At 42.6% G+C, this 12,369-nt stretch carries 12 protein-coding genes; 5 read left to right on the top strand and 7 right to left on the bottom strand.

All coding sequences use genetic code 11. The annotated features are described in order from the left end of the window. The first annotated feature begins 352 nt into the window (after nucleotides 1-352). Both DFP79_RS01460 and DFP79_RS01455 read left to right on the top strand, forming a co-directional pair. Nucleotides 353-1,006 carry a DsbA family oxidoreductase gene (locus DFP79_RS01460; protein WP_133502188.1) on the top strand — a complete coding sequence of 218 codons (654 nt, stop codon included), beginning with the start codon at nucleotides 353-355 and terminating at the stop codon, nucleotides 1,004-1,006. Nucleotides 1,007-1,476: 470 nt separating this feature from the next. Further along, the gene (locus DFP79_RS01455; RefSeq protein ID WP_166637617.1) at nucleotides 1,477-2,118 is read left to right on the top strand and encodes an NAD(P)-dependent oxidoreductase; all 642 of its coding nucleotides are present in this window, start codon (nucleotides 1,477-1,479) and stop codon (nucleotides 2,116-2,118) included. A gap of 135 nt (nucleotides 2,119-2,253) precedes the next feature. On the opposite strand, the gene ung is transcribed toward DFP79_RS01455, so the two are convergent. Both ung and DFP79_RS01445 read right to left on the bottom strand, forming a co-directional pair. Further along, nucleotides 2,254-2,928, bottom strand: a complete 675-nt coding sequence (gene ung, locus DFP79_RS01450; protein ID WP_133502186.1) for a uracil-DNA glycosylase — start codon at nucleotides 2,926-2,928, stop codon at nucleotides 2,254-2,256. A gap of 78 nt (nucleotides 2,929-3,006) precedes the next feature. Next, entirely contained in the window at nucleotides 3,007-3,882 is an 876-nt protein-coding gene (locus tag DFP79_RS01445) for a phosphotransferase (protein WP_133502185.1), read from the bottom strand. A gap of 89 nt (nucleotides 3,883-3,971) precedes the next feature. Here DFP79_RS01445 and hexR point away from each other — a divergent pair, with 89 nt between their 5' ends. Further along, on the top strand, nucleotides 3,972-4,835 hold the full coding sequence (hexR, locus tag DFP79_RS01440; RefSeq protein WP_133502184.1) for a transcriptional regulator HexR: 864 nt from the start codon (nucleotides 3,972-3,974) through the stop codon (nucleotides 4,833-4,835). 77 nt (nucleotides 4,836-4,912) lie between these two features. On the opposite strand, the gene DFP79_RS01435 is transcribed toward hexR, so the two are convergent. From DFP79_RS01435 to dctP, 5 genes are read right to left on the bottom strand one after another with little or no spacing between them, the layout of a single operon-like run. Beyond that, entirely contained in the window at nucleotides 4,913-6,427 is a 1,515-nt protein-coding gene (locus DFP79_RS01435) for a malonate--CoA ligase (protein ID WP_133502183.1), read from the bottom strand. After that, on the bottom strand, nucleotides 6,408-7,682 hold the full coding sequence (locus DFP79_RS01430) for a malonyl-CoA decarboxylase domain-containing protein (protein ID WP_133502182.1): 1,275 nt from the start codon (nucleotides 7,680-7,682) through the stop codon (nucleotides 6,408-6,410). Before DFP79_RS01430 ends, DFP79_RS01435 begins: the two co-directional genes overlap by 20 nt. Continuing rightward, complete coding sequence (locus DFP79_RS01425; protein WP_133502181.1) at nucleotides 7,679-8,995, bottom strand: TRAP transporter large permease; 1,317 nt, start codon at nucleotides 8,993-8,995, stop codon at nucleotides 7,679-7,681. Before DFP79_RS01425 ends, DFP79_RS01430 begins: the two co-directional genes overlap by 4 nt. After that, complete coding sequence (locus tag DFP79_RS01420; RefSeq protein WP_133502180.1) at nucleotides 8,995-9,546, bottom strand: TRAP transporter small permease; 552 nt, start codon at nucleotides 9,544-9,546, stop codon at nucleotides 8,995-8,997. Before DFP79_RS01420 ends, DFP79_RS01425 begins: the two co-directional genes overlap by 1 nt. A 10-nt stretch (nucleotides 9,547-9,556) precedes the next feature. Continuing rightward, on the bottom strand, nucleotides 9,557-10,543 hold the full coding sequence (gene dctP / locus DFP79_RS01415; protein WP_133502179.1) for a TRAP transporter substrate-binding protein DctP: 987 nt from the start codon (nucleotides 10,541-10,543) through the stop codon (nucleotides 9,557-9,559). A gap of 194 nt (nucleotides 10,544-10,737) precedes the next feature. Between dctP and DFP79_RS01410 the strand changes: the two genes are divergently transcribed. Both DFP79_RS01410 and DFP79_RS01405 read left to right on the top strand, forming a co-directional pair. Beyond that, nucleotides 10,738-11,391 carry a GntR family transcriptional regulator gene (locus DFP79_RS01410; protein ID WP_133502178.1) on the top strand — a complete coding sequence of 218 codons (654 nt, stop codon included), beginning with the start codon at nucleotides 10,738-10,740 and terminating at the stop codon, nucleotides 11,389-11,391. A gap of 136 nt (nucleotides 11,392-11,527) precedes the next feature. After that, nucleotides 11,528-11,890, top strand: coding sequence for a hypothetical protein (locus DFP79_RS01405; RefSeq protein WP_133502177.1), 363 nt, complete (start codon nucleotides 11,528-11,530; stop codon nucleotides 11,888-11,890). The last annotated feature ends 479 nt before the right edge of the window (nucleotides 11,891-12,369 follow it).

Below are 12,369 nucleotides of genomic sequence, written 5' to 3'. Positions count from 1 at the left end.
TAACCCAGCTTAATCTTTTGTTAACTGTATTAGGCATTCACTCACTTTTAGTACATTGAGAAAAGGCGCTGTAAATTGATCGGTATCGCTATCCCCAAATTCTTAGCCCGTTTCACAGAAAATTAACAGCGACCAAAAGTCGAATTGTATCAGAACCACTCCGTGAGTAAATCGAAGCCACTTCAATCTCGAAAGCTTAAGAAACATATAAGCTTTATCCCAGACAACGACTTCTTAACCTCTTTGCATTGTGCAAATTAGAGGCATTTTCACTGCCCTCCCCGTTATCTGCTTTTATTTTCATGATTTGCCCATAACAAGCTTCTAACATTCATATTTTAGGTTTCTAACCATGAGTTCATCACTTAACATCCAATTTGTATCCGACGTTATGTGCCCTTGGTGCGTAGTGGGATTAGGTAATTTAAACAAAGCCCTTGGTCAGCTAGATGAGACCATTTCAGTCGATTTATCTTTTCAACCTTTTGAACTAAACCCGAATATGCCTTCGGAAGGGCAAAATGTGCGTGAGCACGTCATCGAGAAGTACGGAATTACCGAGCAAGAGTCAGATCAAAACCGCACCATGATTCAAAGTCGAGGAAAAGAAGTCGACTTCGATTTTAATTTTACCGCTGACAGCCGAATGCGTAATTCCTTTGGCGCACATCGCTTATTGCACTGGGCAGGTATTCAAGGCAAACAAGCCGAATTGAAAGCAGCCTTGTTCAAAGCACACTTTACTCACAACCAAGACATAAGTGATTATTCTGTGTTAGCTAATCTCGCCGCCAGTGTGGATCTGAATTCAGTGGAAGCGAAAACAATATTAGAAACTCAACAGTATGCAGATGATGTTCGAGAACAAGTGCAATTCTGGAAACAAAATGGCATCAGCTCCGTGCCAACTGTAATCATCAATAACAAATACGCCATCTCTGGCGGCCAGCCCGTTGACGTCTTTAAAAATGCCTTGGAAGAGATATTGGCAAAAGACGTGAGTTAGATTCAAAAACAAACAAAGTTAGGTCATTTTCTTATATTGAAAATGACCTATTCGCAGCATTTTGAGCTTGTGAAGCCATGTGCTCTTCGACAAGCTCAGAAATGCCTTCGACTCACAACCTACAAGAACACCTTCGACCTATACAATCCGATGTCTCTCTTCATTCCGTTATTCCAATTGCACTTTTCGATCTAGAAGTATCGGCCCACTGCCTTCTCCTGAACGTTTGTCTTAGTCGTTATAAATTGGGCGGTTCGTCAGGGAAAGACAACCACAACCAATGCAGCCGGAGTTCGTTCAATATTTATCGGACTGACCGAAAGAGCGCAATAATGATGATTAAAGCCTTGTAGTTACTGCTACAAACAACGCTGCGCTCTTCAAACATTTGTCTGCTGTTTTCTCCTCATTGCTAAAGAGGAGAGTCAATGCGAGTATGGGTAAAACCTAATATTTACAGGAGAAGAGGAATGAAGATTGCGATTTTAGGTGCGACAGGCTTCACAGGTAAAGTGCTGGTTAAAAAAGCTCTAGAACGCCACTATTCTGTAAGAGTGTTAGCAAGAGATCCGAACAAACTGGCATCTTTTGGAGACGCGATAGAAATAATCGAGGGCGACTACTTTGACGAACAGGCGCTCAATCAAGTCGTAGAAGGTATCGATGTTGTGTTATCGACCATTGGCGCTCCCGCGACGAGAAAAACATCTTTAAATGCCGATAACTTCGCAGATGCAATGACTCAATTAATTGACTCAATGACACATGCAAACGTGAAAAGGTTCATTAATTTAGCCAGTGCAGGAACAAGATTCGAAGGCGAAAAAGTCGTGTTCATTAGAGGCTTGATAAGGCTATTTTTCTCGATCACAGCGCCTGTTGTGATTCCAGCAAAAGAGAAGGAACTGGCAATTTTACAAAATTCAGCCTTGGAGTGGACAACCATTCGACCACCATTGATACAAGAAAATGTGAAAGGCTCTTTGCAGGTCAGCTCTGAATTTCTCAAAGGAAATAAAGTAGATGTTGAACACTTAACGGATTTTATGCTCGATAACATTCATTCCAAAGATTGGATAAGCAAAGCGCCATTTGTTACCACTGAGGGTTGATCTAAAACGGGCGATATTTACAAAAGAGTCTGCTTGTAAGCTTCGCCCGTGTAAATCTGACTATATAGCTAAAATGTCATCAATAGAAAACAGGAAAAGCCCCTTAGATTGACCGAGTTAAAGAAGCGCCCCTTTTTACAAATGCGACGCCCAATTTATAGGAGCCTGATTAACTTGCTCTAGATAGGCATTTGTTTGTGAAAAATGTCGACACCCGAAAAAACCGCGGTACGCTGATAACGGCGAAGGATGGACACTATCCAACACCAAATGTTTCGATCGATCGATCATTCTCCCCTTTTTTTGAGCGTACGATCCCCAAAGAAGAAAGACGATGTGTTTACGCTCTTCATTTAGTATTGCAATGATCTTATCCGTAAAGGTTTCCCAACCTTTACCCTGATGAGACCCAGCTTTGCTGGCTTCTACCGTGAGCACACTGTTGAGCAATAAAACGCCCTGATCAGCCCAACTTTCCAGATAACCATGATTCGCCTTTGGTATCCCTAAATCGGATTCAAGTTCTTTGTAAATATTCACCAACGAAGGAGGCGTTTTGACACCCGGTTTCACCGAAAACGACAACCCGTGAGCCTGATCCGGTCCGTGGTAAGGGTCTTGCCCTAGAATGACAACCTTAACGTGCTTAAACGGTGTGTGGTTTAAAGCAGAAAAGCATTCTTGTGAATGAGGGTATACGGTTTTTTCTTGTTCTGTCTGCGAGGCTAAGAAGGCCTGCAAAGACTGCATATACTCTTTATCAAATTCTGGAGAAAGTTTTTCCTGCCAATCTTGCGCTAAATTCCACATAGTGTTTTCTTGGTTAAATTCCGGTTTATAAAACGGATTAAGAAGCCTACGATTTAATCCTCGGCTTTTTAATGTAATTTAGATGAAAGGGTTCAACGTTTTCGATTCTTTGAATTCTCGATAGTAGTCTAGCGACTGAATATCGTTGGGCGTTACTAAGTGCTTCAGAAGCAACCATGCCATTTCTCTCAATCCATATGCGATACTGTAATCGCGAATAATATCAAGAGTGTCCTCTATCTCCAATGTCTCGTCATACGCATTGATAAGTACTTTTTGCTGATCAATGTTTAAATTATGCGATCGCGACACGACAGCTAGGTCAAATAACGGGTCACCCAACGCGGCGTATTCCCAATCGATAAACCAAACCTCCTTTTCATTTAACAAAATATTTTTAGGGTTTAAATCGTTATGACACAGCACCTCTTGCCTTGCGTGGTAATCCACTCGATTCATACGCTGGCAACAATGTCGGAGATAGGTTACTTCTTCACTGTGCTTACCGTGTGCATCATTAAGCCGAATGCTTTGTATATAGTGATCGATAACCTGATAAATATTTTGTGACTTAGCCTGTACATCGAGCTGGTGTACACGAGAAAAAACACGCCCAATTCGTTTAATATCATTGTCTTGATGTTTGACCTCCCAGCTCAATGCAGGAGCATTAATGTGCTCACAGAGTATTGCACCTTGATCGTTCTCCCATATTAGAGCGGGAGAAATACCTTCCTTTTGCGCGGCTTTTAGCGCATTCAACTCTGCTTTACGATCTATCAAAAAGACTGTTGTATCCAAGATTGGCACCCTCAATACCGCTCTGGGCGCATTACACCAATGTAATTTCATTACATGATTTGAGAACCCATCTTCGATATTTTCCACTTTTACCGCCTCTTGAGGAGGCAAATACCCCTTCATTTGCTCAAAAAGCGCTGATAATGTGGTCATTTTTCATCCTTTTGTTGTCAACTGGCAAAGTCGCTGTCAGAATGATAGTTACAACACCTACAGTCAATAGTTACCGTTGAAGTAAATTAATGAACAAACATGACGATATTATTCGTAAAATCCAGGAAAAGCTCAGTACGTTAAGTAAGTCTGAGCGAAAAGTTGCGGAAGCGATCTTAGTTGATCCGAAGACGACTATACATTCAAGTATCGCGAAACTGGCTGCTCGTGCAGAAGTCAGCGAACCTACAGTGAACCGTTTCTGTCGAAGCTTAATCGGCAGCGGCTTTCCGGATTTTAAAGTGGCTCTCGCACAAAGCTTGGCAACAGGAACACCTTATGTGAACCTCAATGTCGAACCCGATGATGCACCCGGTGCCGTAACAAACAAAATTTTTGAAGCAGCCAAAAATAATCTTACTCGTGCTCAAGAACTTTTGCCTGAATCTCTTATCAGTCGTGCAGTGGATGTGCTTGCTGGTGCTCGTCGTATCGAGTTTTATGGTCTAGGTGCTTCAGGCCCTGTAGCAAAAGATGCGCACCATAAGTTTTTCCGCTTAAATGTACCTGTCGTCGCTTATACGGATATTTTAGTACAGCGAATGGCTGCTGCGGGCACTCATCCCGGCGATGCTGTGGTATTGATATCTTATACTGGCCGCACTTTGCCTTTGATCGAAACGGCTCGTGTTGCACGTGAAGCCGGCGCTTCTGTTATCGGTATTACTAACCCAAATTCTCCGCTTACTGAGCATTGTTCAATCATACTGCCGATTGAAGAAACAGAAGATACCGATATTTATACACCTATGAGCTCACGTATCGTCTACTTGACGTTAATTGATGCATTAGCAACGGGCGTACTTCTGAAGCGTGGTCCAGAGTTTAATACTCACCTTAAGAAACTAAAAACGAGCGTACAAGACACTCGTTTACCCAAAAACAAAACCTAATACGTTTCGTTTTTTACGCTACACCTTAATTTGATAAGTTAAGGTGTAGCTATGTTCACTAAGCCTCATATTTAGCTTTATACAAACAACGACTTATACTCTTCCCTCAATATATTTTTTTGCACCTTACCCATCGTATTTCTCGGTAATTCATCGATTATGACAAGTTTCCGAGGGTGCTTAAAACGAGCGAGCTTCTCTTTTACTGCTAGCTGGATTTTTTCCAGATCCACTGACTCTGCATTCGCAACCAAAACACCGACGACCGTTTCTCCGAAATCAGGATGAGGAACTCCAATAACAGCACTTTCAACGACACCCAGCTGTTCATCCAGTATGAGTTCAATCTCCTTCGGATAAATGTTGTAGCCACCGGATATAATCAAATCCTTATTTCGGCCAACAATGCTGACGTATCCATCTCCGTCAATCATTCCTAGGTCTCCCGTAATAAAGTATCCGTTACTACGAAGTTCTTCAGCGGTCTTCTCAGGCATATTCCAATAGCCTTTAAATACATTAGACCCACGGACTTCAATTTGCCCTATTTCGCCAGTTGGTAACGTCTCTCCTGTAACGGGGTCAGTAATTTTTAATTCCACATTGGGCAACGGAAGACCAACCGTTCCTGCTCGACGCTCGCCATGATAAGGATTAGACGTATTCATGTTCGTCTCTGTCATGCCGTACCGCTCTAAAATCCGGTGGCCTGTTCGTTGCTCAAACTGAACATGCGTCTCAGACAACAAAGGAGCTGAGCCAGAGACAAACAATCGCATTTGTTTTGTCAGGTCACGATTGAACCTTTCATCACCTAGAAGCCGCGTATAAAAAGTAGGAACGCCCATCAGCGTTGTTACTTCAGGGAGCTTCTCAATGACCCGATCAAGATTAAAACTCGGTTCTAAAAGCAACTTAGCGCCAGACTTCAACGCCACATTAACTGCGACAAATAAGCCATGTATGTGAAATATCGGCAGTGCATGAAGCAGCACATCGTCTTCTGTAAACTCCCAAACCTCTTTCAGTACATTACAGTTCGACAATAGGTTTTGCTGCGTTAACATAGCGCCTTTTGAACGCCCCGTGGTACCTGAGGTATATAAAAATGAGGCGATATCATCGACGGAACGTTCTACTGCAGAAAACTCAGTGGCGAGCTGTTGTGCCATATCAGGCAAGCTACCTGATAAGCCATCATTGGATTGGGTCATTAATGCGGCATTATGCTGTTTCGCAATCTCTGCCATACCGGGCTCGGATTCAGGCGCACAGACAATTAACTTAGCGCCTGAATCTTGGACAAAGTATTCTACTTCAGACAGGGTATAAGCCGTATTAAGGGGTAAGTAAACAACCCCAGCTTGAACACAGGCGGCATAAAGCGTCAGTGTTGAAACAGACTTACCAACCTGCGCAACTAAACGATCTCCCGGCTGTAAACCTTGCTGAGTAATCGCATTTGCGTATTGTGATGCTTGCTTTAAAAAAGCATCGTAAGACACTTCTGTATTGTTTTGAGAATCAATAATAAACGTGGTTTGCTTACCTTGATGAGCGGCAAATAAACCCTCATAAAGTGGATTGGACATTGTTCCCCCTTAATAATGGAGATAGGTGTTCACTGAGTTTATGGACATCTTGAACAGCAGAGATATACCCTGTTGCAGCAAATTTTTCATGATTTTCGGACACTGTATTTAACTCATAGAGGTAATTCACCATTGCTCCGCCCGATTGAAGCAGCCCTTTTGAGGACACATCTGAATCATTGTGAATCGCATGTATTTTCGCACCATTGCCTAAATGAAAGCGCGCTACAGGATCTCGTGGTTTACCATTTGCCGCTTTTTCATTGAGTAAGTAGTGTGCGGCTAACGATTTCATATCATTAAATGGCGGTTCTTCTGTATTAATCCCACGCTCTTGCGCCCACGAAATCAAGCTAGGAATGGGAGACAAAGTAACGAAGTTCTTTAGGTTACTAAATGTTGAAGATAAGTCTGCAACAACCTGTTTAATAAGCGAGTTACCAAAGGAAATACTATTCAGACCTTGCTGACAATTTGAGATGGAGTAAAACACGGCCGTATCTGCATCATCCACTGATATTTCTTGCCGATTATCAGACAAAACATCTTGTACCGAATTCGCAATTCCTTGAGTTAGCGCAACTTCTACAAAAATTAGCGGCTCGTCCGGCATGGATAGATGAAAAAACGCAAAACAACAACGATCCTCTGGCTGCATCCGACGGCGCAAATCATCCCAGCTGTCTATCGCATGAACAGCCTCATAAGCGATTATTTTTTCTAATATATACGCAGGGGTTTCCCAATTAATTGGGCGAAGAACTAAAAAACCACGATTAAACCAAGAGACAAATAAATGTCTAAAATCCAAATCTAATGCCGCAAGCGTATCAGACGTTCCTTTTAGCCTTAGCAAATCTGCGCGCATATTAACGAGCTTTCGGGTCGCTCCAGAAACTTGATTTAAACGTCTTACTAGTTCTTGCCGCCTTGGCTCCACCGCCGCCATATACCTTAAATATGTCTTTTTAGACGGCTGTTCTTGATACGCCTGTAAAGCCTTTCCAACGGCAACCGGATCAATGTCCATGTTATCGGCTAAGTGATGGAAGAAAATAAGTTTCTCCTCATCATCCAACATATCAAATCGATCTAACACTTGAGTTGCCAGTGTTATACCAGACGATTCACCCGCCGTACCAATTAACTGATCAACTAGCGTAATGATTGAGCTATCTTCCTCTAATTTACTTTTCGCGAGAGGCCGATAACGTCGATCAAATATGTTACTCAATAGTTCCATCATCATGCTCATAGACTTACTCCCATGACTAGATCGGGTAACCAAGTTGCAATACTTGGAAACAAACACAAAAGGACAATCGCAATGATCATGCAAGCGACGTAGGGCAACGACCCCAACAGAATGGTTTTTAGAGATATGTCAGGAGCAATGCCATTTATGACATATAAATTCAGCCCAACAGGTGGACTGATCAGTCCAATTTCCATGTTAATCGTCAACACCACCGCAAACCAAATAGGATCAAAACCAACAGAGGTAATAATGGGAAGCAAAATTGGCGCGGACATTAATATGACGGCAACAGGGGGCAAAAAGAACCCAGCAATTAATAGAAAGATATTAACCGCAATCATTAATACCCAACGGTTTACATCTAATGTACCGATCCATTCAGCAATTGACTGAGTAATAAACAAGCTAGAAAGCATGTAGCTAAACACACCCGCAGCCGCAATGATGAAGAGAATCATCACACTTTCACGAGTACTGTCTCGAAGAACCACCCATAGATCTTTTGGATGCCATAAACGGTAGATAATCATCGCTATGACCAAACACAGCAAGGCTCCCACAGCTGCCGTTTCTGAGGGAGTCGCTACTCCGCCATACATAGCGTATAAAACACCAACAATAATCAATAAAAATGGCACAACACGAGGCAGGATTTCAAAGCGCTGACGCCAGCTGTAGCGAACTGTTGCGAGAAGCTCTTTATTCCCAGACCTCTTCGTTGAGTACAAAGACCAAGCCATAAACAAAACAACTAACATAAACCCGGGAACGACTCCCGCTAAGAACAAGCGACCAATAGAGGTCTCTGTTGCGATGCCATAAACAATCATTGTGACAGACGGTGGAATCAAGATTCCAAGCGTCCCCCCTGCCGCAATTGATCCCGCCGCAACGCCATCAGGGTAACCTCTCTTACGCATTTCAGGTATTCCCATCTTACCTATTGCTGCACAGGTTGCAGGAGAAGAACCCGACATAGCCGCAAATAAAGCACAGGCTCCCAAATTTGAGATAACCAAGCCGCCTGGCATACGCGTGAGCCAGCGCTCAAGCGCTTCATACAAGTCAGCGCCTGCACGGGTTGATGCAATAGAAGATCCCATAATAATAAACATGGGAATCGACAGCAGAGCAAAACTATCAAGTTTGCCGAAAAATATTTCAGGCAATAGCTCCAATGACCGCAAGCCATCAAATACTAATAAAAAACCACCTGACACAATCAACAAACCCAGTGCGACAGATACCCCTGAAAATAATACTAATATTGTCATGGCGGCGACAATTGCGCCTAAAATCAAAGGATCCATCAGTTTTCCTCCAAGCCAAAAGGGGTATCTTTGCGGATCAACACAGCTGAAAAATCAGCAGTTAATTGCAGCAACAGTAAGAAAAACCCGACAGGAAGTGACAAATACGGAATCCACAACCGAACCCCCCAAACTGTATCGGATCGCCAATTACGCTCGAATGCTAAATGCCAATGCTCGAATGCGTAAAAGACCATTACGAATACAATTGTTATGGAAAGCAGCAAGGTAAAAAAGTACAAGTATTTACGCTTCGCAGCAGATAACAAAAGGGGAATAAGATCAACATTCACATGACCTCTTAAAAGCTGCACATACGGCAGCCCCATCAGAGTGGCAGAGATCATCAAGTAAACAACCGCTTCTGTTTGCCAAATGGTTGAAAGATTAAGCACTGCTCGAACATAGATCATCTGACACGTAATAACCACAGCGGCAACAATCATCAGCGCGGCTAACCAACCCGACACGGTAGAAAGCCAAGAAACCGCATATATAAACTTATGTGGTATCCCTTGACCTCCATTCGAAAGCTTCTTTGGTAACGTCATGAACTTATCCCTATTCAACCGCTAACGCTAAATCCAATAACCTTTGACCATCAGACACATCCTCGACAAACTTCCTGTAAGACGTGGTTTTGGCTAATTCTCGCCACTCAGAGAAATCTTCCGGCGTCATTTCTACAACATCGACACCCGCTTTACGAAAAACCTCCGCTGAAGCAGAATCTTGTTTTTTCGCCTCCATCAAATAAAAGTCTTGAGCCTTTTTCGAAGCCAGCTTTAGCGCTTTTTGTTGATCGTCATTAAGGTCTTCAAACGTCGTTTTATTCATCAACAAAGGCTGATACATAAACCACAATGCAACATCCGCCGCTGGTGTGTAACATTTGGCTTGCTCATAAATACGGTAAGAAACGAAAGAAGAGGATGATGTATTCGCGCCGTTTAGAACGCCTGTTTGCATCGCGTTATATATTTCAGACGACGCCATAGAAGCAATAGAGGCACCTGCACCTGCTAGCATTTGCTCAAAAGATTTTCCCGCGGCGCGCATCTGTAAACCTTTCACATCCGAGGGTTTGGTAATGCATCGATCCTTTCCTACAAAACCACCGGCTAAATAACCATGCACCAACACCATCACATCGTCTTCTGCCATCTTCTTTTCAATTTCTTGCATAAAAGCAGAATCACTTAAACGTGCGGCATGATCGTGATTTTTAACCAACCCCGGCATTAACGTTAGATTGTACGCAGGTTGCTGACCACCGGCGTAGCTGAGAGGAACCAAAGTCATATCCAGCTGACCGCGACTAACGGGGCGGTACTGTTCACGTGGTTTAAAAAGAGATTTCGAGCTAAAAATTCGAATGCTGAGATCAACATTCGCCGCTTTCACCTCGTCGGCCACCATTTGCGCGACCTTATGGCGAATGTCTTTATTTGACCATTGATGCGATAGCCTAAGTTCTTCCGCACTGGCAATAACACTACTGCCGAGCAAAGTCATCGCAAGAAGGCTGCTTGATAGGATCGTTTTCATTGTTTTCTCCAACTGATTTATTTTTATTTTAGAGAGTTACCCACTGCATTATGTGTCATAAAGAATGGGCTTATTTGCAAACATAACAACACATCACTGTTCATTTATAATACAGACTATAAATAAAAATACACAAAAACAAGTTATTGTATACAATTTATTCACTCCTTGATCATTGTGATACACTTAAGCTCATGAAGAATTCAGACATTATTGCAAGCGCTTTAGAAGAATCTATCCTACGTGGAGACTACCAAGTCGGAGAAAGACTTAACGAAGTTAATCTTGCGGCACAGTTTAAGGTTTCCCGAACACCTATTCGCGAAGCTCTACAAAAACTCAGCAAATCAGGCCTCGTAGAACAAATCCATAGACGAGGTGTTTTCGTTAGAAGACACAGCCCTGTTGAGCTAATCGAGCTGTTTGAAGTAATGGCAGAACTAGAAGCATCCTGCGGAAGGTTGGCGGCGTTAAGAATATCTGACGAGGCTTTGGAACAATTAAAAGAAGCAAATAGTAAATGTAAGGCAGCCATGCTCGCGGGAGAAGCAGATACGTACTATTACGCCAATGAAGTGTTTCATATGATCATCTACAAGCAATCAGGCAACAGTATTTTAGAACAGGAAACAAAACGCCTCCATCAAAGGTTAAAACCTTATCGCCGCCTTCAACTCCATGTGAGAGGGCGTATGCCACAATCTATGTCTGAACATGAAGACATTGTAGAAGCTCTCACACAGGGAGACGCTGATCAGGCAGCTCAATTACTACGTGGTCACGTCGCTATTCAAGGCGAGAAATTTCGCCACTTAATGTCGAGTTTTGAAAGAATCGATAAAATTTAAAGATGTTTTGAGAGCGCCGAGAGTCCAATAGACAAACGGTATATTTGCGAGATAGATGACGAATAATGCGAATTTTTGGAAGGGAAGGTACATAGTTTATACTCTAGCATGTTCGCAGATTTTCAAGGAAGAATTCATGGACTTAGACAAACTCTCGACTCTATGTAAAACCAAGGGATATAAAATAGAGCCTATTTACGTTAACCGAATTAGCATCAAACGTACTTTTTCAAAAATAGAAGTAGAAAAGTCGTATGAAAACGGCCAACTTTCCGTCACCTCAAATAATCCCTCACTTACTCCCATCGGTATTGGTATTTCATTCTTAATAGCATGCCTTTTGCTAGTAGTCGTACAAACTATCGATTCGGACAACCCTCCAATTGTAGTACCTGTGATTATGCTAATTTTGGCTGCTTTCAACTTAGTTATGTACTTTAGAATGAAGGAGTTCAAAAACTATATTGAACGCTTAGTTGAGCAGTACAACCCTGTTTAGTTGACCACTACAGACTGTTCATTGCTATCTCTAACAACCAGTTCACACCGTCAGGTTGTGATGTGAGTTGATCAACAACGGCTTGTATCTGAGTTTGATTTAGCTTTAGATTATTCATAGTCTCTCTTTTACAATACCTCGTTAGACACACTTATTGGGACGGTATGGTCTTTTTCCCTTCGACAAGCTCAGGGAACATGCTGGAACTTATCTAGGTGACAGCGGTGTATTTGTGAAGGTAGGATAAGATAGCTATAGTGTTACCGTTGGCTGAGCTTGTCGAAGCCATGGACACTTTATAACCTCTTTGTAACCCCTTTCAAATTCCCTTCGGCAGGCTCAGGGAGCAGAGTAGGCTATTCTTTTTTATTCTGGATTACGCGTTCAGAAACGAGAAAAGCCCTGACCATTTCTGATCAGGGCTTTCTGTATTAGAAGCTTGACGACGACCTACTCTCACATGGGATCCCCCACACTAC

It is taken from the genome of Marinomonas balearica, from assembly GCF_004362145.1.
GTDB lineage: Bacteria > Pseudomonadota > Gammaproteobacteria > Pseudomonadales > Marinomonadaceae > Marinomonas > Marinomonas balearica.
The sequence above is the reverse complement of the archived record's forward strand: the minus strand, read 5'-3'. Positions and strand labels throughout refer to the sequence as shown.